This is a genomic window from Kitasatospora sp. NPDC057223 (genome assembly GCF_042669755.1).
In the GTDB taxonomy this organism is placed as follows: Bacteria; Actinomycetota; Actinomycetes; order Streptomycetales; family Streptomycetaceae; genus Kitasatospora.
Window position 1 is genome coordinate 15871 of sequence record NZ_JBHUWW010000029.1, and the last position, 22878, is coordinate 38748.

The following is a 22878-nucleotide window of genomic DNA, read 5'->3' on the forward strand; positions in this document are numbered from 1 at the left end:
GGCGCGGGGGTGTGCCGGGCCCGTGGGGTTGTGGGGGTTGGGGGGGGGGGGGGGGTTTTTTTTGCCGGTCCAAAAATGGTTCCCCCGGGGCGGGTGGGGGGTTTTGGGTTTCCTCCACCCCCCCCCCCCCCGACCCGGGCAGTGTGATGCTGAGGGAGTGACGTTGGCGCGCCTGGGGGAGTGGTTGCCCCTGTGTCTGTGGTCAAGCTCGTGGGTCAGGATGGCGGCATGACGTCCTGGTTCCGCACCTACTACGACGACGAAGATCTGTGGCTGTATTTCGAGGCCGACGACGAGGGCTGGGCGGCGCGTCAGGTCGAGGTCCGGGCGACGGACTCACGACCGGTGGTGGCTGCTTCTTTGGCAGAGGTGCTGCACTTGCGTGATCACGCCGACCTTGCGGCGATGAGCCGCTATGAACGACAGTACGGCGTTCTCGCCGAGGGTCCGATGGACGGTTGGCAGGACCAGCCCCAAGCAGTCGAGGTCTCCGCCGAGGATTTCGAGCAGCTATGGGCTGCAGCAAGGCGAGCTCTCGGCGATACATCCTGACCCGGAGGGCCGATGTTCGTAGAGCGTGCCGGTGAGGAGGATTGCGAACAGGACGTCGCCCCGACGTCTGGTCAGGTAGAGGAGTGCCTTTGTGTGCCCTTTGCCCTGACTGATCTTCTCGTCGTAAGGGGCGCGGGGGCCGGGGTGCTGAGGGGGGCGGACGCGGCCAGGAGCGCCCCCCGTCTTCAGCTGCCTGCCGCCGCGCCGGGAGGGTTGCTCGCCCGCGTACGGAGGAGTCGGGACTGCGATTGGCGGGGCGAGTCCGGCGTAGGGGACGAGGTGGGTGGCGGTTGGGAACGCACGTCCGTCGACGACGTCGGTCAGGACGCGGGCACCGGTTCTGGTTCCGGTGCCAGGTACAGAGGCGAGATCTTGGCGATGGGGTGCTCGTCCAGGAGTTCCCCTATCGGCACCTCCAGGAACTCGTGCTCATCGCGGACTGCCGGGGGGAAGCCAGTCGGGCTCGGCATGATCAGAGCGGCTGCCTCGGCGCTCGGGACGACGACGTGGGCTCATTGAGTACGACGAGGAGTCCTCGGCGAGGCGCTCGGACGTAAGGGGGCCAAGGACCAGACGCCGGCCGGCCGGCGGCGGCGTCCGACCAGCGTGGTCGGGAGTGACACGGGGGAGCGCCGGACTGGGACCGCGGCACAGACACCGTCAGGGGGTCAGGGCAGGCCTTCGATGCTCCTGAGGTGATCGATGATGTTGTCCCGGGTCCTCATCAGCTGACGAGCCGGTTCGACCAGCGCGGTGCCATCCGCTGACTGTCCGGCTGAAGTGATCGCCGCGTGGATCTGGGCCACCTGCCGCTCCAGCGTCGTGATCAGGTCGAAGGTACTGCGGGGGCCGACCAGACGCGCTGCCGTACCTTGTCGTCGGACCTGACCAATCAGCTCGTCGATCGTGATCCCGACGGCCTGGACGTTCACCTGCTGACCCGAGTCGAGTTGCTCGGCGGTCTGCCGCAGGGTCCGTGCGATGTCAGTGGTCGTCTGCAGGAGGTCAGTGAACGATGCGAGAGTCCGGTCGTCCCGCTCGGAGGTCCGGAGCCGCCGCCACTTGCTGCGCTCCAGCCATGCATTGCTCAGGAGCGTGAGCGTGACTCCGGCGAGTGCGGAGGCGACGGGGATCAGTTGGCCTGCTATCTCAGTCACAGCCCAGGAGTGTGCCACCCTTCCGCGTCCAGGGAGACGTGTTCCGCAACACCAGCCGCCGCTCGGACACCGGCGACGGAGGAGATGCCCCTCTGCAGGTCCCGATGTGGTCCGTTCAGGCTGCCAGCCGCTCGCCGTCGACAACAGGAGGGGAACGGCGTGAGACCCCCGTACCTGTCGTCCGGTACGGGGGTCTCACGTTTTGCGGGTCCGGCTGAGTACTGCTCCCGGGAGGAGGATGTTGTCCGCGGACAACATCCTCCTCCCGGCTATACGAGGGAGTAGAGCACCTCCACCAGGGCATTGAGCTGCTCCTCGTCGAGGCCGGCGCGCAGTGTGGCTGCCTGTTCGGCGGGCGTTTCCCCGAGCGCGCGGACGCGTTGTTGGGCTGTCACGACGTCGATGGCGTCGGGGCTGCCGCTCTGACGGGGTACCTCAGGGGGCGTTCCGGCAGCAGCGGCAACCGGAACGGTGTTGTCCGCGGACAACACTTCCTTCGCCGGCCGGGGTGATGGGTGGGGGGTGTCGTGGGACGGCCGATCGGCGCGGGCAGCAGCGGCACTGCTGGTGTTGTCCGCGGACAACACCGGTTGGGTGGCGGGACCGGCAGGCGGGGGTGTCGCTGCCACGGGAGCAGCGGGCGGGGGAGTGACGGGCGGGGGAGTGATGGATGTCGGCTGAGCGCTCGCCGACGGGGCGGGAGTGTTGTCCGCGGACAGCACCTCTGTCCTTGTCGCCGCGAGAAGCGCCTTGTCTGCCTGGCGCTTGGTCCGTTCCTCCTCACGGAGTTGCTCTTCCAGGGCCAGGAGGCTCTGGGTGCTCAGGGCGGGGTTGTCCTTGAGGGCGCGGGCGAGGCGGCGTCCGTAGCGTTCCGGGGTGTCCTTGGTGATCAGCCGTTCCTGGATTTCGTCCGGGAGGGTGAGAAGTGCGACCTGGTTGCCGACCCAGGAGCGGTCCTTGCCTCGGCGGCGGGCGACCTCGGCTGCGTTTCCTTCGCAGGTGTCGAGCAGCTGCTTGATGCCGCGGGCACGTTCGATGATGTTGAAGTTCTCCCGGTCCTCGTTCTCGAGGAGCAGGTTGTCGATGAAGTCGGCGGTGCTGGTTGCCAGGTCGTCGCGGACGACGAAGTCGAGCGCCTCGAGGCCCACGTGGAGGGCGCTGCGGTAGCGTCGTTCCCCGTTGAGGAGTACGTGGCTGATGCCGGCGCTGAAGTTCGAGGCGTGGTTGGGCCAGAGCTTCAGGTAGGCCTCGCGGGTGACGGCGACGCAGGCGGTGGTCTGCCGCTTGCCGAGGCTGAGTCCCAGGTTGCTCTTCTGTTCGTCTGTGCCGTAGCTCCGACGCGGGTTCACGGGGCATGGCGCGACGGTGTCGAGCTGGAGGCGGATGATCTCGTAGTCGGGGAGGAGGCCTTCGGCCTGTGCCTTGGCGCGGCCGCGTTCGCTGCGGGGGGTGCGACCGAGGTTTCCGAATGCGCTTCCCGCTCCTACGCGGGCAGCTGCCGTGCTCATCCTGCGATCCTCCTTGCGATGGCGCGCATGACGTCCGCCTGCTCGCTGTCCGGTGCGTAGGCGAGGAGGGGGGTCTTGTTGCGCACGGCTTCGCGTTGGTCCTTCAGCTCGTGGACGATGGCGATCACCTCCGGATCCTCTATGGCCTTCCAGGCGTCGAGGGACGAGGTGATGACGTAGCCCTTGCGGGCGTCGTAGAGGTTGACGATGAACCCGAGGTCGCAGATGTCCACGTCGAGGTCGTCGCAGAGTGCGTCGATCTGTTCGCGCAGCAGCTCGTAGGCGTCGGCGGAGGAGTCTTCGGCCTGGACGGGGATGACGATGCCGGAGCTCTTCTGCTCCTCGCCGTCGCGGGTGCGGACGTAGTAGAGCGCGTTGTCCATCGAGTAGCCGAGGCTGGGCGGGCAGTCGACGAGGATGAAGTCGAACTCCTTCTCCAGCTCGGCGAGGGCCTTCTCCAGTGCGGTTTCCTTGATGCGGACTTCGCGGGAGGTGACGAGCTTGGCGTCGAGGAGGAAGCCGTCGGTGCAGGCGGGGAGGAGGAACAGGCGGCCGCCGAAGGCCTCTCCGCCGATTTCGACGATCAGGTCGTGCAGGTCGCCCTGGCGGTCGCCCACCATGTGCTTGACGAGGCTGTCGCCCTTGATGGGCAGGTGCTGGTGCCCGAGCTGCTTCGTGAGGTGTCCCTGCGGGTCGAAGTCGACCATGCAGACGCGGAAGCCCTGTTCGGCCAGTCCCTGGCCTACGCCGGCGGTCATCGCGGTTTTCCCGACGCCGCCCTTCTGGTTGCCCATGGCGATGCGTCGTGCGCCGGTGGCGCGTCGTTCGTGGCGGGGGAGGGGGTGGGTGTCCAGCCACAGGCGGATGGACTGGGCGATGCCCTGGTTGTAGGGGATCTTGAGCTCTGAGCAGTCGCCCCTGAACGCCGCCAGAAGGCTGCGTGGGACGTACGTCGAAAACGACTCGCTGCCGGAGGTGTCGATGAAGCCCAGCGGCTTGAGGCTGGAGCTCCATGACTCGATGCCCTGGGTCACGGCATCCTGGATGTCGACGCCGACGGTCGCGGCACGGATCTTGAGTTCTCGGCGCAGCTGGGGAGGGAGCTTGGTAACTACCTTGTCCCGGTCTTCTGAGGTGTTTGGGGCGGTCATGCGGGGAGTTTACTAACCGGAGGCGTGATTTCAAGCTCTGCCCGGTGACGACGCGGCAGAAATCCTGACGATCTAGCTCAAATCACCTGATTGATGCTCATGCCGCGCGTCAGGAGCGAGCTGGGGCATACGTTCTGTGCCGGTGTCCTGGTCCACGGTGTGGTTGTCCGTGGACAACATCTCTGGGGGTCCGTAGCCCATCAAGGGTGTGGCGCCTCTTGCTGATCCACGGTGGTTCGGCCGCGAGGATCTGCGGCGCCTGGCCGGTGTTCCAGGGAGGCCGTCGGTGCCCCGCTGGTAGCGCCGTTCACACCGGGCCCCGGCTCCTGAGCTGACGACCTGGGCGCAGCTGCCGCCGGAGGACGCAAACGTCGTTCGTGCGTCTGCTCGACCGCAAGGTTGCACGGGCGGCCCGTATGCGCGCCCGACGGCCATTTGTGCGTGAACAGTCAAAAAATCGGCCCCCATAATGGGCCGTCAGGGCGCCGAACTCGACCTCGCCGGTATGGCGGGACCTGCGGGGGAGAGATCGCCCGCCAGAGGGCCCTTTTTGGCGATTCGGCGCGCGATCATCTTCCGAAAATGCTGCTCTGAGGCCCAGTTGACGCTGCCGTGTGTCTGCTGTGCTGGTATCCGGGGTTCGCCACCGTGCTCGCTGGTGATCTTGATGGTTTGGCCCCGGGCGCTCTGCGCCGCCAACACGTGAGACGCTTCCCGCATCGATCAACCTCATCGCAGGGGGTGTGAATGTCCAGGACCGCCGACATCGATCTCGTGTTCGCTTGTACCGTCACCGTAGACGCCGTGCTGCGAGCCCTGGCCGATGAGGGGTGGTCGCTGCAGGAACCACTCGGTATCTCCTACATGGTCAACGACGACGACCTGTTCGACTGGCAGTCGACCTCAGCCGACCGGGCAGCCGATGTCCTGGCCGTGGTGGACTCACCCGAGAACATCGACTATTGCATCGGCGTCTGCATCTATCACCGGACTGCGGAAACCGGTGGCCAGCTCCTTTTTCATGCCGGCCGATCCCGCTGTTCCTTCATCCCGACGATCAACCGACGAAGCCTCCACGGAGCACCGGCCGTGACCGACATGGCCTGGTACCTGAACGCACTGGTACCGCCCCTGCTGGCCATGGGACTGGCCGGCTACGAAGCGAGAGACCTTGTCGACTGAGGTCCGTTCGTCAGCAACTCGATCGACCTGTGGGCAACAACGTGGAGCGGGGTGAGAACCCCTTGCAGGCCGCGGTTCACGAGTGCACCGAGGAGACCGGCATCAACCTGTGGGTGACGAGCCCCGGCTTCGTGCACCAGCCCCGGTCACTGGCCGTGGTGTTCAGCCCGGTATCGGAGACGTCCCTGTACTTCTCCGGCGGCCCCAGGAGTGGATGAGCAGGTCATGATGAGGATCTCCGGAATTTCACCAGAACCGCTTCTCGTTCCCACTTGGTTGGCCTGGTCAAGACGTTGGAGGAGGAGGGGTACATGGGATTGTCGTGCGGTGGGTTTCCTCGACGGCTGGCTGACCGGATCGGCACCTGATGGCCGCTGTCCGGGGCCGTCCTCGGCGTTCGTCGAACTGACGGCTATACAAATGAGGGTGACTGCAGGCTAAGGGACGGCATCTGTACGGCCTCGCCGCGCAGGGCCCGTTGCAGCATGTCGCGCAGGCGTTCGTCGTCCAGGACCGCCCGGTAGTCGACTTCCTCGGACAGGCGGCGGTCCAGGGACAGTGCGTACTCCACGGCCGTACGGACCTTCGGGGGCAGCGGTCCGCGTTGGGAGAGCGTCGCGACAGCGACCATCGCCGTCCGATACCTGCTCGGTGCCTCCGTAGGCTGGTGCTGCTGCGGCATCCGGAAGAGCCGACACGCTACCGACTCCAGATCCGACCCCGCAGGCGGCTGGCAGGGGATGACGGCCCGGCCGTCCCACGCCGCCACGACATCGGCTGCGGACAACAACCCGCCCCTCGTCCACACCGCCATCTGCGGGCGTAGGGTTTCAGCGTGCTCCGGCAGGGCGATCAGCGCGTCGGACGGTTCGGGGCGATGCGGATCTCCCCCCGTCCAGGACCATCCCTGCTCCCTGTGCACCGCCGTCAGCTGCCAAACCAGGCCCGGCAGTGCGCGCGGATCACCGATCCGGGCCAGTGCCCAACGCGCGAAGTCCGCCGTGGTGCCGTCCAGCCACTCGTCGCCGTCCCGGTCGTCCAGCAACGCGAACAACCTGTCAGCGAAAGGCGCGGCCGCCTTCCCCAGCATCGCCAGCAGGTGGGCGGCCCGTACCCGGATCCGCGGATCCGGGTCGTCGAGCAACTCCCCCGCCACCGCCAGCAGCCCCGGACCGGCCGAGGGCCGCGAGACCAGCACCCGCCAGGCTGCATCCAGCGCCGCCAACCGCAGATCGGGACGACCGCCACGGGCCAGCCGGGCGGTGAACCGCGCCGCGACCTCACCGGGCAGGTCCTCGGCTGTCGGCAGGACCAGGTCCGACAGCTCGGGGCGGTAGTCCTCGCCGGCCGGATGCCACAGCAACTCGACCGACGCCGGCTTCGACGGGTCGGTGAACAGCTCCACCAACCCGTCGACCCGCCCGGCCGCGCCGTCCGGGTCCAACCGGTTCAGGCCGCGCAGCGCCGCCAGCCGAAGGACGGGGGTGCCGGCGGTTGCTGTGAGCGTCGTCCGTGCCTCGTCGTCGGTCGGCGCCGCGACCGAGCCCAATCGCAGCAGGAGCCGGATCCGCAACGACGGCTCGGTCTCCGTCCGCAGCCGGTCCAACAGCGGTCCCGGATGTTCCACCAGGTCAATCGCCCAGTAGCGCACCTTCGGGTCCTGGTCCGCGACCAGCGGCTCCGCGGCCGCGCGACACGCTTGCCACGCGGGCGGCCAGCCCGGAGGGATCCGCTCCACGGGCAGGGACCGGCCGCATCCGACCAACATGTTCAGTGCCAGCATCACTTCGTCGCGGGCCGGCAGTGCCGAGTCACGGGCAAGGGCGAGCACGAAGGGCAGTGCGTCCGGTGCCAGGGCACTCATTCCTTGCCGGTACGAGTACATCGCGGAGGACAACCGATCCCCGTCAGTCGGCTCGCCCCCCGCGATCCCTTGCAGCATCGCGATCAATCCAGCTGACCCCGGCTGCCGTTCGAGCCGTTCCCACACCTCGTCCACTGTCACCGCCGCATCCTGGCAGGCGGGGAATGGATCGGACCAACGATTATCGGGCCGAGAGGCCGCACCAGCCAGGAGAGCACCCCGCCACACGAGTCCGGCCTCTCAGCTCAACCTCACGGGCGGGCACTCGCGTCCGGCCCCTCCGGACCAAGCGAAGAGCATTATCCGACGGTCGGGGAGCTCTCCTGAGCAGGTCTGGCCACCTTTGGAGCACAGGGTGAGGAAATTCAAAGAGCGCCATCAATGATGGCTGCCGCTTCAGAACGGCTACGCCAACGGCGAGTACCGCGTAGGGGCGATGCCGGACGCGGGGCTCCGCCGTACCGTCGTCCTGCAGGAGTGTGACCAACGGAGCGGTGAGCAAACGCTGTACTGTCGCAGGACGGATGGCTCCGGTATGGGGCGGTCCCGGCCCGACACCCTGGCCGCCGCCGCGGTACGGCCGGCCGGGCCGACAGCGAGGATAATGAGGGGGCCACGCAGCATGGACAGTTACGTGAGTCCGTATCAGGAGTTCATCGAGGTTCTGGCTCACCGGCACGCAGGCGCTCACCGGAAGGCTCTGACCGGGGAGTTGATCGCCGTCCATGCGGAGATGAACCACCTCCTGGGCCGTACCAAGGGAACGATGGCGACGGCGGTGTGGGCGGACTGCGGCGCCGAGTTCGACCGGTGCACGGAGCTCTACAGGAACGCCTGGGGCCGGTTCATCACAGGGGTCGACGACTACCTGAGCGGCGCGGACACTGCGCCCTCACCGTTGTTGGGTCTGGAGACCACGAAGGCGTTCGAGGCGGCTGTGGACGGGGCCCGGGCCGCGCTCGACATCATGAGGCGGGAGTCCGGTCGGCTCGGCTGTGAGAGCTGGACACACTAGTGTGCCTCCTTGGATCACGCCGAGACTTCGACGGCGGGAAACAAGTCAACGGCCACACGGCACATCGTGGCCATCGTGGTGGAAGACGGGCCAACCAGCTCAGTGCCTGCGAAACACATGACAGTCGCGTTTGCCCACTGCACGGCATGGCACGATGCGTGGGTGGAGAACAAAGAACGTGCAGAGGGCCTGTCTGAGCTCGGCGACCTGCTCATGTCGCTGTCGAACAGGCCCGCCGTCTCCGTGCGGTACGGCCGATTCCCGGCCGGGACGACCCCTGATCACGGGCGGGGGTCTCTTGCCGGCCACGTGCACGCCCTCGTCGCCGACCTTCACCCGATGTGGGAGCGACACCTTGCCAGCGGGGCCGTTCCCCCGAGCGCTTCGCAGGTCGAGGCTCGCCTGGAGCCGCTCACCGCCAACATGGCGATCGAACTGATGACCACGCTCGCCGCCGACGACCTCGTAAGGCCCAGCTCGAAACTCATGAACCGTGAGATCGCCCAACACACTGTGACGCGCATTGTGAAGTGGCTCGGGTCCGGCGCGACGTGGTGGACCAACCGGCAAGGTAGTTCCTGGGATCCCGTCACCGCCTGCACTTTCGACGGCGTGGTTGCCGGAAGTGACGGTGAGTACTTCGCGATCCTGATCCAGCTCGGAGAGGACTGAGCCAGTATGTGTAGCAAGCTGACCGGCAACAGCATCCGCATCGCGGCGGCCGGAATTCGTGCCGATCGGTCGTAACGGAACTTGATGCCGGGGTGACGCATCGACCGTCGGCGTGAAAGCCTCTCGGCAATTTTGAGCTGCGGGAGGATGCCGATCGTCCGGTCAGGTTGCTGGGCTTCTGGGGAACGCCCGACGACCGGACGCTGCCGAACCCCGCTGCTCTCGTCGATGCTGCGTGGGACGAGACGGAGCGGCAGTGGCTCCCGGACTACCAGGATCACGCGCAGGTCGCCGGCTCCTGGATGGGTGCATCGAGCTGCAGGTTCTGTGCGCGGGTCAACGGGTCCCGTGATCTCAGCGACGGCTACTACCCCTGGCCGGAAGGGCCCGGCCACTACGTCCTTGCCCATGGCGTCAGACTGCCGGCCGAGTTCCTCGACCACATCGAGCAGCGACTGCAGACTCTGGAAGAGCTTGCGAGGGACGGCACGTGGTGGCGCCAGAACGCCGCCAGGACGTGAGACCCGACGCGCCGACGAGTCCGTGATGTCCGGAGGGCGGGGCAGCCGCCGGCGCTCGCGGGTGCCTCCCCCAGCGGGGACGGTGGGAGTGCTGCGTCATTACGCGGCAGTCGGCCCCTGCATGACCGGGAGGGCGTCAGCCGCCGGTGAAGGAGCCGAATCCTCCGTCGAAGTGGAGGAGGGGCGGTGTCAGGGTGGGGGTGACGGCGGACTCGACCGCACCGACGACCAGCAGGTGGTCTCCGACCGGCCGACGGTCCACGATGCGCGCGGTGAGCCGGGCGGGGACGCCGCCGAGGATGGGCAGTCCGTCCGCGTCCGGGGCCCAGTCCGTGTCGGCGAAGCGGTCTATGCCGCTGGTGGCGAAGCGGCGGGCCAGGCCGCTCTGGTGCTCGCCGAGGATGTGCGCGGCGAACATCTCGGCGCTGTGCACTGCCGCGCTGGTCGAGGCGGTGGCGGCCAGGTAGAAGGAGACCAGGGCGGGCTGCAGGGAGACGGACGTGAATGAGGTGGCGGTGAAGCCTGCCGGGCCGGGCACGGTCAGGATCGTGACGCCGGCCGCGTGGCGGCGCAGGGTGCGGCGCAGCAGGTCGGCGGGGGTGTCGGTGGTGATGGTCACGGGGGACGGCCTTTCTGGTGGGGCGCTGCGCGTGGGCTAGCGGTAGCCGGAGGGGGTGGGGAGCTGGCCGTTGACGAAGTACTGGCCGAGTTCGTGCTGCTTGTAGGCCACGGGGTCGTGCAGGCTGAGGGTGCGCAGGTTGCGCCAGAAGCGGTCGAGGCCGTGCGCGGTGGCGGTGGAGCGGGCGCCGGTGAGGTCGAACAGGCCGCTGGTGGCAGCCAGTCCGGCGTGGATGGCGCGGACCTTGGCGGCCGCGACGATCTCGGCGACCTGGCCGCGTTCGTCGGCGGTGACGTCGTGGCCGTCGGCGGTGCGGGCGTACAGGTAGGCCAGGGCGCGTTCGGCGCGTTCGACGAGCGCGGAGACGGCCTGGAGTTCGGCGACGTGGGTTCCGTAGTCGGCGAGGATGAAGGGTTCCTGGGTGCCCTGGTCGACGAGGGAGTGGTACCAGGGACGGGTGTGCGCTCGGGTGTAGTCGCGGGCCTCCAGCAGTGCGCCTTCGGCGATGCCGAGGGAGAGGGCGGCGAAGGCGAGCTGGAAGTTGAGGACGGCCATCGACCAGATCGGCGCGGGCGGTTGGTCGAGCGGGCCGAACGCGGCGAGCAGGTCCAGGGCGGGGACGGGGGCCCGGTCGTAGTGGATGCTGCGGCTGGCGGTGAGGCGCTGGCCGACGGTGTCCCATTCGCCGGTCAGCTCGACACCCGGGCCGTCGGGCCGGGTGACCGCGATGAGCAGCTGGTTGGTGTCGCTCCGGACGGCGCGGGTGAACAGCCGGTCGGCGACGGGGGCGCCGGTGGCGAAGCCGCTGTCCCCAGTGACGAGGTAGTTCTCGCCGTCGGGGGCGATGGCGGGCAGTCCCTCCCGGGAGGTGCCGGGGCTGGCCCACAGCAGCGCCTTCGCGCCTGCCTCGGCGATGTGCCGGTCGGCCTCCTCGGTCCCGAAGGAGACGATGGTGCGCAGCCAGCCGTAGTGGTAGACGAGGATGTGGGCGAGGGAGGCGTCGGTGCGGGCGATGAGGCGTGCGGCGTTGAGGCCGGTGCGCCAGGGCTGTCCGTGGCCGCCGTGCCGCTGGGGCAGCGTCAGTGTCAGCAGTCCGTAGGCGCGCAGCAGTTCGATCTCGGCGGTGGGGTCCTGGTTGGCCCGGTCACGTTCGACGACGTCGGCGCGCAGCGCGGTGGCCGCTTCCTGGACGACGGCGTACCAGTGTTCGGCGTCGGGGTCGTGGGGCGCGGTGGGGTCGGGGAGCAGGTCGATGCTGGTCACTGGGGTGTTCCGTTCTGTTCTTCGGTGCTGTTCGCTGCGGCGGTCCTTGTTCCGACGACCCAGGCGTAGGCGGGGGCTGTGCCGTTGAGGAGGTGGTCGCCGATGTCGCGTTCCTTGTAGATGACGGGGTTGTGGACGGCGAGGGTCCGGGCGTTGCGCCAGTGCCGGTCGAGGTGGCGGGAGCCCTGTACGGCGGATGCGCCGCCGGTCTCGAAGAGGAGGTTGGCGGCGCGCAGGACCGTGTCGGCGACGGTGGCGTAGGCCTGGGAGGCGGCGATCTCGGCGGCGTCGTACAGCTCGGGCGGGACGGGTCCGGCGTCGCGCAGCGTGTTGATGCGCTCCAGGTGGTCGACGGCGGCGAGGGTGGTCGCTTCGGCGCTGAAGGCGAGGGCGGAGAGCCGGCCGACGACCTGCTGGACGAGCGGGTCCTGGGCGGGGGTGTCACCGCTTCCGTGGCTGTAGACGCGTTGGCGGCTGCGGACGTAGTCGACGGCGTCGCGGACGACGGCGCGGGCGATGCCGGTGAGGGTGGCGAGGTGGAACAGCTGGTAGAAGGCGATCATGTAGTTGGGGGCACGGTCGGCGAACCAGAAAACGTCGTCGGGCCGGACGGCGACTTCGTGCAGGTGGGTTCCGCCGGAGGCGGTGAGGCGCTGGCCGAAGCCGTCCCAGTCGTCGTGCCGGGTGGTGCCGGGGTCGTCGGCGCGGACGAGGGCGAAACCGAGGCGGTCGTCGCCGTGGCGGGCGAGGACGGCGATCCAGTCGGCGTAGAGGGTGCCTGTGCTGTAGTGCTTGGTGCCGCTGATGCGCCAGTCGTCGTCGGCGTGCTCGGTGATGACGGTCTGGACGGTGCCGAGTTCGCCGTTGCCGATCTCGGTGACGGCGTTGCCGATGATCGCGCCTTCGGCGGTGCGGGTGAGCCAGCGGTCCCGGACGGTGGAGTGGGGGTCGTTGAGGCGTTCCTCGACGATGCCGAAGTGGGCGCGCAGGATCTGGGGCAGGTTGGAGTCGGCCTGGGCGAGTTCGACGAGCAGGCGGAACAACTGGGTGATGGTGGCGCCGTGGCCGCCGTGGCTCACCGGGACTCGCAGGGCTCCGAATCCGGCCTGGCGCAGGAGGGCGACGGCGTCGTGGGCGAGTTCGCGGTGCGCGTCGCGGTCGGCTGCGCCGGCGGCGATCTCCTCGAAGAGGGGGCGGAACCGGGCGGCGAGGTGCTCGTGGGCCGGTGCCGGGGGGTGGGTGTCCACCTGGCCGGTGGCGGTGGCGGTGGCGGTGCTGGGGGTGCTGGTCATGGCTGGTCCTTGAACGCGCCGCGGTAGCGGGCGGCGGGGTGGCGGTCGTTGAGCAGGTCGGTGCCGAAGAGTTTGCGGCGCAGAGTGCCGGGTGCGTACTGGTACTGGGCGAGGCCGCGGGCGCGTAGTACCGGCATGACGTGGTCGGCGAACTCGTCGTAGGACTGCGGCAGGCGCCAGTTGACGACGTTGATGCCGTCGACGCCGGCGTCCTGCCACTCCTGGAGCCGGTCGGCGATCTGCTCGGGGGTGCCGACGACGCGGGCGCGGCGGCCGAGCAGGTCGGCGAGGTCGGCGACGACGGGTTCACGGTCGGGGAAGCTGCGGCGCAGCCATTCGAGGATGCCCTTGCTGGAGTTGGTTTCCACCTGGGACAGCGGGGTGTCGGGCGGGTAGGCGCTGCCGTCGGGCTTCAGCCCGTAGTTCATGTGGGCGAGGAATCCGTCGGGGCTGGCGTAGGAGTCGAGTTCGGCTTCGTTGCGCCGTGCTTCCGCCTCGGTGGAGCCGACGACGAACGACAGGGCCTGGAAGAAGAGGATGTCCTCGGCGCGCCGGCCCAGGGCGACGGCAGCGGCGCGGGTGGCGGCGATCCCCTCGGCGGCGACGGCCGGGTTGGGTGCGGCGATGAACACCGCTTCGGCGTTGGCCGCGGCGAACGCGCGGCCGGCCTCGGAGGCGCCGGCCTGGAAGAGGACCGGGGTGCGCTGCGGGGAGGGTGAGGACAGGTGTGGGCCGTCGACGGAGTAGCGCGGGCCGCGGTGGTCGATGCGGTGGATCTTGGACGCGTCGGCGTAGACGCCGGTGGCGCGGTCGCGGACCAGTGCCCCGTCGTCCCAGGAGCCTTCCCAGAGCTTGTAGACGACGTCCGCGTACTCGGCGGCCCAGGCGTAGCGCGCGCCGTGCTCGGGCAGGGCGTCCAGGCCGAAGTTGCGGGCGGCGTTCTCCTGGGTGCTGGTGACGATGTTCCAGGCGATCCGGCCCTTGGAGAGATGGTCGAGGGTGGAGATCTTGCGGGCGAAGTTGAACGGGTGTTCCTGCAGGACGCTGCTGGTGAACGCCAGTCCGAGGTGTTCGGTGTTGACGGCGAGGGCGGACAGCAGGACGGAGGGGTCGTTGCTGGGGATCTGGAGTCCTTCGCGGGCGTTGACGTCGAAGCTGCCGAGGGCGGGCCCGTAGAGGCCGGTGACGTCGGCGAAGAAGGCGGCGTCGAACAGGCCGCGTTCCAGGGTCCGCACGACATCGATCCACAGGCCGACGTCGTTGAAGTCGATCTGGCGGGCGTCGGGGTGGCGCCACTGGCCGTGCTGGATGTGGGAGGCGGTGTTCATCACGAAGGCGTTGAAGCGCAGTGGGCGGGGCGGGCGATGCGGCATGGCAGTCCTCATTCGGTGGCCGCGGCGGCGGCGGGCAGTCGGGGCGCGGCATCCAGCAGGCGCCGGGTGTAGGGGTGGGCCGGGGTGGCGAAGACGTCGGCGGCGGGTCCGGTCTCGACGATCCGGCCCGCTGTCATCACGGCGATGTCGTCGCTCATGTGCTGGACGACGCCCAGGTCGTGGGAGATGAACAGGTAGGCGAGGTGGAACTCGCGTTGCAGGTCGTCGAGGAGGTCGAGGATCTGTGCCTGGACGGAGACGTCGAGGGCGGAGACCGCCTCGTCGCAGACCAGCAGCTCGGGACCGGGGGCGAGGGCACGGGCGATGGCGACGCGCTGGCGCTGGCCGCCGGACAGCCTCGCGGGGCGGCGGTCGGCCACCGTGGCGGCCAGGCCGACGGCGTCCAGCAGGCCGGCCACCCGCCGGTCGAGCTCGCCCTTGCCGGGGTTGCCGGGTCCTGCATGGACGGTGAGGGCGTCGGTGAGGATCTGCCGGACGGTCAGGCGCGGGTCGAACGAGCCGAGCGGGTCCTGGTAGACGGCGCCGATCCGGTGCCGGTGGGGCCGGCGCAGGCGTTCGGGCAGTGCGCTCCAGGGCAGGCCGTCGAGCGTGACGGTACCGGTGTCGGGTGCGGTCAGGCCGAGCACGATCCGGGCCAGGGTGCTCTTGCCGGACCCGGACTCGCCCACCAGGCCAAGGGTTCGGCCCGCCTCCAACTGGAGGCCGACTCCGTCCAGGACCTGGTGGGATGTGCCGTCGGGGCCCTGGTAGTTCTTGCCGACCTTCTCAACGGCCAGCAGGGGCGCGGGGGCACCGTGTCCGGCAGCGGCGGGATCGGTCGCGGGTACCGGGCTGGGCCGGCTCCGCCGCAGGACCTCCGTCGCGGCGGGGGCCGGCCGGTCGGAGAGGCGGCTGCCGCGGGGCCGGCCGGTGGGCACCGCCCGGATGAGGCGGCGCGTGTAGTCGTGGGCCGGCCGGGTGAGCACCGTGGTGCTCTCGCCCTGCTCGACGATCCTGCCCTCGTGCATGACCGCGACCCGGTCGGCGATCCGGTCGACGACCGCGAGGTCGTGGCTGATCAGCAGGATCGCCGTGCCGGCCGCCTTCAGCTGCTCCAGCAGGTCGAGGATCTGACGCTGCACGGTGGCGTCCAGCGCGGTGGTGGGCTCGTCCGCGATCAGCAGCGGAGGGTCCAGGGCCAGCGCGGAGGCGATCAGGGCCCGCTGGCGCAGTCCGCCCGACAACTCTCCCGGCCGCTGGCGGGCCCGTCGCTCCGGTTCGGGGACGCCTGCGGCGGTCAGGAGCTCGATGACACGCTCGCGTCTGCGGGTCGGTCCGAGGCCGGCGCCCCGCAGTGCGTCGGCGATCTCCCGGCCGACCGGGCGCAGCGGGTCGAGGGAGACCAGAGCGTCCTGGAGGACGAAGCCGACCTGCGTACCGCGCAGGTGGCGCAGTCCGCGCGCGCCCAGGCCGGGGACGTCGGTGCCGCCCACCTGCAGCCGCTCGGCGCTGACCTCGGCCCCCGTGCCGGCCAGGCCGACCACGGCGCGGGCGGTGACGGACTTCCCGGATCCTGATTCGCCGACCAGGGCCAGGCACTGGCCCGGCTCGACCTGCAGGGACACGCCCTGGACGACGGGGGCCCTACGGCCGCGGGGGCCGAAGGAGACGTTCAGGTCCCGGATGTCCAGCACGGGGGTGGTGGCGGGATGGCCGGGGCGGTGTGGTGGAAGAGCCGTCATCACTGCTCCCGGGTTCGGCGCTGGAGGGTGCGGCCCAGCACGGTGACGGTGGCGGCGCTGAGTACGATCAGCGCGCCGGGGAAGAAGGTGAGCCACCAGGCGTTGGCGAGGTAGGGGCGGCCGGCGGCGAGCATGGCGCCCCATTCCGGGGCGGGTGGTGCGGCGCCTAGCCCGAGGAAGCTGAGTGAGCACGCCCATACGACGGCCTGGCCGATGCCGAGGGTGGCCAGGGCGAGGAGCGGGCTGAGCGTGTTGGGCAGGATGTGGCGTGCCAGGACGGTGCGCCGGCGGTGGCCGAGGACGGTGGCCGCTTCCACGTAGCCGGCCGCGCGGACGGTGCGCACCCGGCCGCGGATGATGCGGGCGTAGCCGGGAGCGGTGGCGAGGCCGACCGCGAGGGCGGATGCGGTGGGGCCGCCGCCGAAGGCGGTGACCAGTAGGAGGGCCAGCATCATCACGGGGACGGCGAAGGCCACTTCGAGGAGGCGGCCGATCGCGAAGTCGGTGATCCGCCCGCCGAGGGCGGCCGCGGTACCCAGCAGCAGGGCGAGGCCGAGCCCGAGGGCGGTGGCCAGCACGCCGATCAGGAATGAGGAGCGGGCGCCGTGGACGGTGCGGGTGAAGATGTCGCGTCCGGATTCGTCGGTTCCGAACCAGTGGTCGGCGGACGGGCTGTGGAAGGCGTCGGCGGGGTCGATCGCGGTGGGGCTGTGCGGGGCGAGCAGGCCCGGCACGGCGGCGGCCAGCAGGAGCAGGGCGAGCAGGGCGGCGGCGAGCACCGGCCCGGTCGGCCGTCGCGGGCCGCTGTTGTGCTTCCGGAGGGTCGGTCCTCCGGTTGCGGGGGCGGCGGGTTCGGGTGCCGGCGCGGGGCGGGCGGCGGTGGAGTGCGGGGTGTGGGTCATGTGGGGCTCCCGGCGCGCAGGCGGGGGTCGGCCAGGTGCTCGGCCGCTTCGGTGAACGCGGTGACCGCGATGTAGGCGAGTGCGACGACGAGGACGGTGCCGATGACGACGGGGGTGTCCTTGGTGAGGACGGCGCTGAGCAGGGTGCGGCCCAGGCCGTTGCGGGAGAAGACGGTCTCGACGACGACGGCGCCGCTGATGAGTGCGCCGAACGCCCATCCGGAGAGGTTGATGGCGGGCAGTGCGGCGTGGCGCAGGGCGTGCACGAGGCGGACCCGGGTCTCGCTGTCGCCGCGGGCGCGGGCCGAGAGGGTGAACGGGGCGTCGAGCGCGTCGAGGAGGGAGTCGCGCATGACCTGTCCGAGGAATCCGGCGAGCGGCAGGGCCAGGGTGAGGACGGGCAGGATCAGGCCCTCGATGCCGGGGGTGCTGATCGGCGGCAGCCAGCGCAGTTGGACGCCGAACAGCAGCGCGAGCATGCTGGCGAGCCAGAAGTGCGGGACGGCGGCCGCCGCGACCTCCAGCGCGCCGGCCAGCGCGGCGACCAGGCGCCCGCCTCGGGTCGACCACAGGGCGACGAGCAGGGCGATCACCCAGGCGACGGCCAGGGCGAGGGCTGCGAGCAGCAGGGTCGCTCCCACGGAGTGGCCGATCAGGGTGGTGACCGGCGTCTTGTGGGCGTAGGAGGTGCCCAGGTCGCCGTGGACGAGGCGGCCGAGCTGGTCGGTGTACTGGTGCCACAGCGGTCGGTCGAAGCCGTACCGGGCTGCGACGTCGGCGAGCTGGGCGGCGCTGGTGCGCGAGCCGGGGCCGCCGAGGACGGCTTCCGCCGGGTCGCCGGGGGCGGCCCGCATGCCGAAGAACGCCAGGGTGGCGGCGGCCCAGAGGACGAACGCGGCGCCGAGCAGGCGGGCCGCCGCCCGGCGGGCGGTGCGCTTGAGGTGCGCACCGCCCTGGGCGGATCGGGTCGCCATCAGCTGATCCAGGCGTCGTAGAGGTCGGGCAGGGCGAGGGACGGTGCCAGGCGAAGGCCGTGCACGTTGGAGCGCTGGCCCAGGCGGGTCTGCTGCTCGTAGACGGGCAGGGTGTAGGCGCCGGCGGTGATCAGCTGCTGGGCCTGCTTGTACAGCTCGGCGCGGCGGGCGTCGTCGGAGACCTGGGAAGCCTGGTCGAGGAGAGCGTCCAGTTCGGGGTTCGCGAGGTGGACGGTGTTGGCGTGGTAGGTGCCGGGCTTGGCGTCGGCGTTGGCGGCCGAGTGGTAGGTGATCCGCAGCACGTCGGCGGAGTTCTTGGTGTAGTACACCGGGATCGCGTCGTAGTCCCAGGTGTTGTTGACGGTCCACCAGGCGGCGGTCTCCAGGGGCTGGAGCTTCACTTCGAAGCCGCTCTTGAGGGCGGTCGCCTGGATCTGCTCGTAGACGGCGGCCTCCAGCGGGATGAACGCGCTGTAGGGCAGGACCGCGGTGAGGCGCTTGCCGTCCTTGGTGCGGTAGCCGGCCGTGTCCCGGCCGCTCCAGCCGGCCTCGTCGAGCAGGGCGGCGGCCTTGGCGGGATCGTAGGCCTGCGCGGTGGCGGGGACGGCGTGGCGGGTGGCGGAGCTGAGCAGGGAGGTGGCCTGGGAGACGGTGCCGATGTAGACGCTGGCCAGGGCGGACTTGATGTCGGCGGAGGCGAAGAACGCCTGGCGCACCTTGAGGTCGTCGAAGGGGGCGCGGCGGGTGTTGAGCTCCAGTTCGACGGGTTCGCCGGGCCGGGAGGCGATGGTGACGGACAGGGCCGGGTCGCTCTTGGCGGCGACCGCGTGCTGGGGTGCGATGGTGTCGATGACGTGGACCTGGCCGCTCTGGAGGGCGGCGAAGCGGGTGGTGCTGTCGGGGACGAAACGCCACACGATCTTGTCGAGGCGGGCGGGGCCGGTGTGGGCGGCGCCGGGCGCGGGGGTGTTGAAGTGCGGGTTGCGCACCAAGGTCACCGCGTCCTGGCGGGCCCAGTTCTGCACCTGGAACGGGCCGGTGCCGATGGGCTGTTCGCAGTTGCCGGCCAGGCCGCGGGTGAAGCCGGCGGGGGATTCGATCGGCAGCCAGACCTGGGAGAGGGATTCCAGGAGCGCGCTGTCGGGGGTGGAGAGCTTGATGACGACGGTGGAGGTGTCAGGTGCCTGCACGGAGGCCACCTTGGCGAGGGCGAGGCGGCCGGTGGACGACAGGGTGGCGGGGTCCTGGACGCGCTCGATGTTGGCCTTGACGGCGGCGGCGTCCAGGGGGGTCCCGTCGCTGAAGACCACGTCGGTGCGCAGCTTCACCGTCCAGGAGAGGCCGTCGGGCGCGGCCTCCCAGGAGGCGGCCAGCCACGGACGGATCTCGCCCTTCTCGTCCTGGTAGAAGAGGCTCTGCAGGAACTGCTGGCCCAGCAGGGCCTGGGCCATGTTCCCGCGGTTCTGCGGGTCGAGGCAGGTGGGCTCGTCGTCGCCGGTGGCGAAGACGAGGGTGCCGCCCTCGCGCGGGGCCGCGGTGTCCTGCCCGGGAGTCGCGCCGCTGCCGCAGGCCGACAGGAGCAGGGCGGTGGCAGCGGCGGCCACGGTGGCGGTGGTTCTGGTGGTGCGCATGACGGGGTGTCCCCTTCTTCCGGCGCACGGTCGGGCGCCGGGGATGCGGTCACGGCCGGGTCGGGCCGTGGGAGGGAGGGCGGATGACGATCGGCCGGCAGGGGTGCCGGAGCCGAGGAGCGGTGGAAGACCGGGTCGACCGGACCCGTGCCGGGCACAGGGGAGGGTCGGGTCGGCTGCGGCGGCGCGGTGCGCCGTCGCGGTCCTGACGCGTTCAGCGACAGGTAGCGCTGCAGGTCCGCTTGAGGTCGACGTGGCGGCGTGCCACGAGCCAGGCGGAAGCAAGCTCTTCCATCGGTGTCATCTCTCCTCCGCCGCTTCCCCCCCGCCCGGCGGGCGGGGAAGGTGACGACGGGTCTACGGGAAGGAACGGGACGTGTTCGGGGTGTTTCGCGAGCCCGAGGGCGGGCGTCCGACGCTCAGGGGGCGGGCACCGCGGCGGGCAGGAAGGGCGTGTGCGCGGGGGCGGTCGCGGGGGCACCGGTCCCTTGGAACAGGCCACGCCGGGTGAGTTCGGGCAGGACGCCCTCGCCGAACCAGAAGAGTTCCTCCAGGTGCGGGTAGCCGGAGAGGATGAACTCCTCGATGCCGAGCGCGGCGTACTCGGCAATGCGGTCAGCGACCTCCTGATGGCTGCCGACCAGCGCGGTGCCGGCGCCGCCACGCACCAGGCCGACGCCGGACCACAGGTTCGGCGACACCTCCAGCGCGTGCGCCTGCCGCCAGCCGCCGGTGGAGCGCAGGTCCTCGTGGAGCTCGCGCATCCGGGCCTGTCCGGTGGACTCGCTGCGGGCCAGACCCTGTTGGGCCTGGCGCACCAGATCGGGGCCGAGGGCGTCCAGCAGCGACTGGGCCTGCTGCCAGGCCTGGTCGGCGCTGTCGCGGGTGATGACGTGCAGGCGGATGCCGAAGCGCAGGGACCGGCCCTCGGCCGCGGCGAGCGCCCGCATCCAGGCGATCTTCTCGGCGACGGCGGCCGGCGGCTCGCCCCAGGTGAGGTAGACGTCGCAGTGCCGGGCGGCCACTGGCCCGGCGGCGGAGGAGGACCCGCCGAAGTACAGCGGCGGCACCGGGTCGGGCAGGCGGGGCAGCGCCGCGTCCTCCACGTGCAGGTGGGTGCCCCGGTGGCTGACCTGCTCCCCGGCCCACAGCCTGCGCACGATGGAGAGGAACTCCTCGCACCGCTCGTAGCGCTCTTCCTTGGAGAGGTGGTCACCGTAGGCGCGCTGCTCGTGCGCCTCGCCACCCGTGACCACGTTGAGCAGCAGCCGCCCCGGGGCGTGGGCGCTGAACGTGGCGGCCATCTGGGCGGCCAGGGTGGGGCTGACGAGGCCGGGGCGGAAGGCGATGAGGAACGCGAGGCGTTCGGTCTCGCGGGCGAGCATCGCGGTGGTGAGCCAGGCGTCCTCGCACCAGGCGCCGGCCGGTGTCAGCGCTCCTGTGAAGCCGAACTCCTCGGCGGCGTGGACGATCGAGGACAGGTAGCCGATGGTCGCTCTCCGGTCCCCGGCGGCGACCCCGGCCGGCTGGCCGTGGCCCCCGCCGACGATGAAGCGCGAGTCGCCGTAGGTGGGCAGGAACCAGTGGAACGCGAGCGGACTGGCAGTCATGGCGGGTGCGGCTCTCTCGTGTGCGAAGGCGGGAGTGGGGGCGGGCGGGGCAGCGGGGTCAGATCAGGCCGTGGCGGGGCGGCGCGGTCGCGGTCAACGTCCAGCGGCCGATGTGCTGCACCTTCCAGCGGGTCGGGTCGTGCAGGGTGTGGGTCCGCGCGTCCCGCCAGAACCTCGACAGGCCCAGCGGCTCCGCGGCGGCCCGGGTGCCGGCCAGCTCGAACAGCACGGAGGAGGCTTCGACGGCGGCCCGGGCACAGGCGACCTTCGCCACCGCGGTGGCGACGGAGGCTGCGGCAGTGTTCTGCGCGTCGGGTGCGGTCCGGGCGGTGTCCACTGCTCGGGCGGCCTCGCGCAGCAGCGCCTCGGCGGCGCGGACGGTGATCTCGCACTCGCCCGCCTGCTGGACGAGCAGCGGGTCGTCCACGGCGTGTTCGGCGCCGCTCTCGAACCAGGGCCGGGCCCGGGCGGTCTCTGCGACGGCCGCGCTCAGGGCGGCCCGCGCGATACCCGCGTCCAGTGCGGCGTGCAGGACCTGCGCGAAGGAGCCGTACGCCGTCGGAGCCGCGAACTCCCTTGTGTAGGGCAGCACATGCTCCTCGGGCACATGCACCCGTTCCAGTCGCACGGTCCCGCTGCCGGTGGTGCGCTGCCCTATGCCCTGCCAGTCGTCCACGACGCTCACACCCGGGGCATCGGCCCGCACGAACGCCACCGCCTTGGGGCGGGATCCGTCGAGCAGCGGATCCGCGTGCGGCAGCACCGCCCTTACCACCAGCCAGTGCGCCAGCAGCGAACCGGTCGCGTAGAACTTCTCACCCTCCAGCACGTAGCCGCCGCCGGACCGCGGGGTGAGCGTGGTGCGGTCCTCCGCGACCGTACGGCTGCCGCGCTCGGACTGGGCGTTGGCCAGCCGCCGCCCGGCCAGCACCTCGCCGAAGAAGAACGCCTGCTGTGCGGGGCTGCCCTGGCGGCGCAGCAGTTCCAGGAAGACGTAGTGGCTGTGCGGGATCTGGGCGATGCTCGGGTCGGCCGCGGCCAGCAGCCGGAACACCTCGGTCAGCACGGGAACGCCGACATCCGCACCCCCGAGTTCAGCCGGGACGCTCAGCGCGAACAGGCCCGCCTCGGTGAGCCGGTGGATCTCAGCGGCCGGCAGGATCCGGTCGCGGTCGCGGTGGGCGGCGCCTTCGGCGAACTCGGCGGCCAGCCGCGCCGCCGTGGTCACGGCCGGGGCGTCCGGGTCCCGTCCCGGGTCGGGGACGGCGGCAGGGCTGGGCGGCATGACGGAGCTCCAGTTCGCAGAACAGGGACAGGGCAGGACGGAGACACGTCGAGGACGGGCCCGTGGTGAGAGCAGGCCCCCGTCGACTGGCCGAGGGCAGTCCGTGCGTGTATGCACCTGATGTCGACGGATGACGAGGGGCGGACGGAAGGCACGGGTGCGTGCACACGCGGCTACAAGGGAAAGCCATGAAGCGGCCGTGCGACACACAGGGGACAACCCGGCGCGCGAGCACAGCACTGTGCCGCAGCCCCGTACCCGGCCCGCAGAACGGGCCCGGCCCGGGTCGCAGGCCGGGAGGCCGCCACGAGCGGTGGCCCTGCGCGCCACCGCGGCGCGGTGGGCAGGATCAGTCGTGGTCAGACGGGGAGCAACGGGCTCACGGGGCCGCGGAACTCAGATCAGCGGCGACATCGGCGGGCCGGACCCGCTCCGGTTGCGCCGCTCGCCACCGATGACCTGGAAGGGGTCTGTGCGGTGGGCATGGCGTTTACTATCGCCCGCGCCACCAGGGGCGTCAAATAGGAGTTCGCAAGAGTACTGTAGGGAAACCCTTCCACCATCG

At 70.7% G+C, this 22878-nt stretch carries 20 protein-coding genes and 1 pseudogene; 6 read left to right on the top strand and 15 right to left on the bottom strand.

All coding sequences use genetic code 11. The features are described 5' to 3' along the window. Positions 1–198 precede the first annotated feature (198 nt). Complete coding sequence (locus tag ACFUK0_RS13655) at positions 199–552, top strand: hypothetical protein (protein WP_380249508.1); 354 nt, start codon at positions 199–201, stop codon at positions 550–552. On the opposite strand, the pseudogene ACFUK0_RS13660 reads toward ACFUK0_RS13655, so the two are convergent. From ACFUK0_RS13660 to ACFUK0_RS13675, 4 genes and pseudogenes are all read right to left on the bottom strand, one after another. Then, positions 511–912 (bottom strand): annotated as a pseudogene (locus ACFUK0_RS13660) (transposase); the annotation flags it as partial. The gene ACFUK0_RS13655 and the pseudogene ACFUK0_RS13660 sit on opposite strands and share 42 nt — an antisense overlap. A gap of 308 nt (positions 913–1220) precedes the next feature. Continuing rightward, positions 1221–1709 (bottom strand): hypothetical protein, encoded by a 489-nt coding sequence (locus ACFUK0_RS13665; RefSeq protein ID WP_380249510.1) that lies wholly within the window; start codon positions 1707–1709, stop codon positions 1221–1223. 269 nt (positions 1710–1978) lie between these two features. Then, entirely contained in the window at positions 1979–3217 is a 1239-nt protein-coding gene (locus tag ACFUK0_RS13670) for a ParB/RepB/Spo0J family partition protein (protein WP_380249511.1), read from the bottom strand. Next, on the bottom strand, positions 3214–4368 hold the full coding sequence (locus ACFUK0_RS13675) for a ParA family protein (RefSeq protein WP_380249513.1): 1155 nt from the start codon (positions 4366–4368) through the stop codon (positions 3214–3216). Before ACFUK0_RS13675 ends, ACFUK0_RS13670 begins: the two co-directional genes overlap by 4 nt. A 747-nt stretch (positions 4369–5115) precedes the next feature. Between ACFUK0_RS13675 and ACFUK0_RS13680 the strand changes: the two genes are divergently transcribed. Together ACFUK0_RS13680 and ACFUK0_RS13685 are read left to right on the top strand one after the other, a co-directional pair. Then, positions 5116–5550, top strand: coding sequence for a hypothetical protein (locus ACFUK0_RS13680; RefSeq protein ID WP_380249515.1), 435 nt, complete (start codon positions 5116–5118; stop codon positions 5548–5550). 29 nt (positions 5551–5579) lie between these two features. Further along, positions 5580–5768, top strand: a complete 189-nt coding sequence (locus ACFUK0_RS13685) for an NUDIX domain-containing protein (protein WP_380249516.1) — start codon at positions 5580–5582, stop codon at positions 5766–5768. 194 nt (positions 5769–5962) lie between these two features. Here the strand turns inward: ACFUK0_RS13685 and ACFUK0_RS13690 are convergent, their stop codons facing one another. Continuing rightward, positions 5963–7549, bottom strand: a complete 1587-nt coding sequence (locus ACFUK0_RS13690) for a HEAT repeat domain-containing protein (RefSeq protein ID WP_380249518.1) — start codon at positions 7547–7549, stop codon at positions 5963–5965. Between the two features lie 487 nt (positions 7550–8036). Here ACFUK0_RS13690 and ACFUK0_RS13695 point away from each other — a divergent pair, with 487 nt between their 5' ends. The 3 genes from ACFUK0_RS13695 (at position 8037) to ACFUK0_RS13705 (ending at position 9622) form a co-directional block, all read left to right on the top strand. Continuing rightward, positions 8037–8429, top strand: a complete 393-nt coding sequence (locus tag ACFUK0_RS13695; protein ID WP_380249520.1) for a hypothetical protein — start codon at positions 8037–8039, stop codon at positions 8427–8429. A 162-nt stretch (positions 8430–8591) separates the two neighbouring features. Continuing rightward, the gene (locus ACFUK0_RS13700) at positions 8592–9101 is read left to right on the top strand and encodes a hypothetical protein (protein WP_380249522.1); all 510 of its coding nucleotides are present in this window, start codon (positions 8592–8594) and stop codon (positions 9099–9101) included. Between the two features lie 167 nt (positions 9102–9268). Next, entirely contained in the window at positions 9269–9622 is a 354-nt protein-coding gene (locus ACFUK0_RS13705) for a hypothetical protein (RefSeq protein ID WP_380249524.1), read from the top strand. Positions 9623–9758: 136 nt separating this feature from the next. Here the strand turns inward: ACFUK0_RS13705 and ACFUK0_RS13710 are convergent, their stop codons facing one another. From ACFUK0_RS13710 to ACFUK0_RS13755, 10 genes are all read right to left on the bottom strand, one after another. After that, complete coding sequence (locus ACFUK0_RS13710) at positions 9759–10241, bottom strand: flavin reductase family protein (RefSeq protein WP_380249526.1); 483 nt, start codon at positions 10239–10241, stop codon at positions 9759–9761. A gap of 36 nt (positions 10242–10277) precedes the next feature. Then, on the bottom strand, positions 10278–11504 hold the full coding sequence (locus ACFUK0_RS13715) for an acyl-CoA dehydrogenase family protein (RefSeq protein WP_380249528.1): 1227 nt from the start codon (positions 11502–11504) through the stop codon (positions 10278–10280). Continuing rightward, positions 11501–12796 carry an acyl-CoA dehydrogenase family protein gene (locus ACFUK0_RS13720; RefSeq protein WP_380249530.1) on the bottom strand — a complete coding sequence of 432 codons (1296 nt, stop codon included), beginning with the start codon at positions 12794–12796 and terminating at the stop codon, positions 11501–11503. The genes ACFUK0_RS13715 and ACFUK0_RS13720 overlap by 4 nt, the downstream gene beginning before the upstream one ends. Further along, positions 12793–14169: an LLM class flavin-dependent oxidoreductase gene (locus tag ACFUK0_RS13725; RefSeq protein ID WP_380249532.1), complete on the bottom strand. Its 1377-nt coding sequence runs from the start codon at positions 14167–14169 to the stop codon at positions 12793–12795. The genes ACFUK0_RS13720 and ACFUK0_RS13725 overlap by 4 nt, the downstream gene beginning before the upstream one ends. A gap of 8 nt (positions 14170–14177) precedes the next feature. Further along, positions 14178–15911 carry a dipeptide ABC transporter ATP-binding protein gene (locus tag ACFUK0_RS13730; protein ID WP_380249534.1) on the bottom strand — a complete coding sequence of 578 codons (1734 nt, stop codon included), beginning with the start codon at positions 15909–15911 and terminating at the stop codon, positions 14178–14180. Then, complete coding sequence (locus ACFUK0_RS13735; RefSeq protein WP_380249536.1) at positions 15911–16813, bottom strand: ABC transporter permease; 903 nt, start codon at positions 16811–16813, stop codon at positions 15911–15913. Before ACFUK0_RS13735 ends, ACFUK0_RS13730 begins: the two co-directional genes overlap by 1 nt. Next, complete coding sequence (locus ACFUK0_RS13740; protein ID WP_380249538.1) at positions 16810–17787, bottom strand: ABC transporter permease; 978 nt, start codon at positions 17785–17787, stop codon at positions 16810–16812. The genes ACFUK0_RS13735 and ACFUK0_RS13740 overlap by 4 nt, the downstream gene beginning before the upstream one ends. Then, a complete protein-coding gene (locus ACFUK0_RS13745) occupies positions 17787–19418 on the bottom strand; it encodes an ABC transporter substrate-binding protein (protein WP_380249540.1) in 1632 nt (543 codons plus the stop codon). The genes ACFUK0_RS13740 and ACFUK0_RS13745 overlap by 1 nt, the downstream gene beginning before the upstream one ends. Positions 19419–19837: 419 nt before the next feature. After that, entirely contained in the window at positions 19838–21028 is a 1191-nt protein-coding gene (locus tag ACFUK0_RS13750; protein ID WP_380249542.1) for an LLM class flavin-dependent oxidoreductase, read from the bottom strand. Positions 21029–21086: 58 nt separating this feature from the next. Then, positions 21087–22313, bottom strand: a complete 1227-nt coding sequence (locus ACFUK0_RS13755) for an SfnB family sulfur acquisition oxidoreductase (RefSeq protein ID WP_380249544.1) — start codon at positions 22311–22313, stop codon at positions 21087–21089. Between the last annotated feature and the right edge of the window lie 565 nt (positions 22314–22878).

Coding starts and splice junctions, on each gene's coding strand:
- ACFUK0_RS13670 (WP_380249511.1), bottom strand. CDS start 3,217: ATGAGCACGGCAGCTGCCCGCGTAGGAGCGGGAAGCGCATTCGGAAAC.
- ACFUK0_RS13675 (WP_380249513.1), bottom strand. CDS start 4,368: ATGACCGCCCCAAACACCTCAGAAGACCGGGACAAGGTAGTTACCAAG.
- ACFUK0_RS13680 (WP_380249515.1), top strand. CDS start 5,116: ATGTCCAGGACCGCCGACATCGATCTCGTGTTCGCTTGTACCGTCACC.
- ACFUK0_RS13695 (WP_380249520.1), top strand. CDS start 8,037: ATGGACAGTTACGTGAGTCCGTATCAGGAGTTCATCGAGGTTCTGGCT.
- ACFUK0_RS13720 (WP_380249530.1), bottom strand. CDS start 12,796: ATGACCAGCACCCCCAGCACCGCCACCGCCACCGCCACCGGCCAGGTG.
- ACFUK0_RS13725 (WP_380249532.1), bottom strand. CDS start 14,169: ATGCCGCATCGCCCGCCCCGCCCACTGCGCTTCAACGCCTTCGTGATG.
- ACFUK0_RS13730 (WP_380249534.1), bottom strand. CDS start 15,911: ATGACGGCTCTTCCACCACACCGCCCCGGCCATCCCGCCACCACCCCC.
- ACFUK0_RS13735 (WP_380249536.1), bottom strand. CDS start 16,813: ATGACCCACACCCCGCACTCCACCGCCGCCCGCCCCGCGCCGGCACCC.
- ACFUK0_RS13740 (WP_380249538.1), bottom strand. CDS start 17,787: ATGGCGACCCGATCCGCCCAGGGCGGTGCGCACCTCAAGCGCACCGCC.
- ACFUK0_RS13745 (WP_380249540.1), bottom strand. CDS start 19,418: ATGCGCACCACCAGAACCACCGCCACCGTGGCCGCCGCTGCCACCGCC.
- ACFUK0_RS13750 (WP_380249542.1), bottom strand. CDS start 21,028: ATGACTGCCAGTCCGCTCGCGTTCCACTGGTTCCTGCCCACCTACGGC.
- ACFUK0_RS13755 (WP_380249544.1), bottom strand. CDS start 22,313: ATGCCGCCCAGCCCTGCCGCCGTCCCCGACCCGGGACGGGACCCGGAC.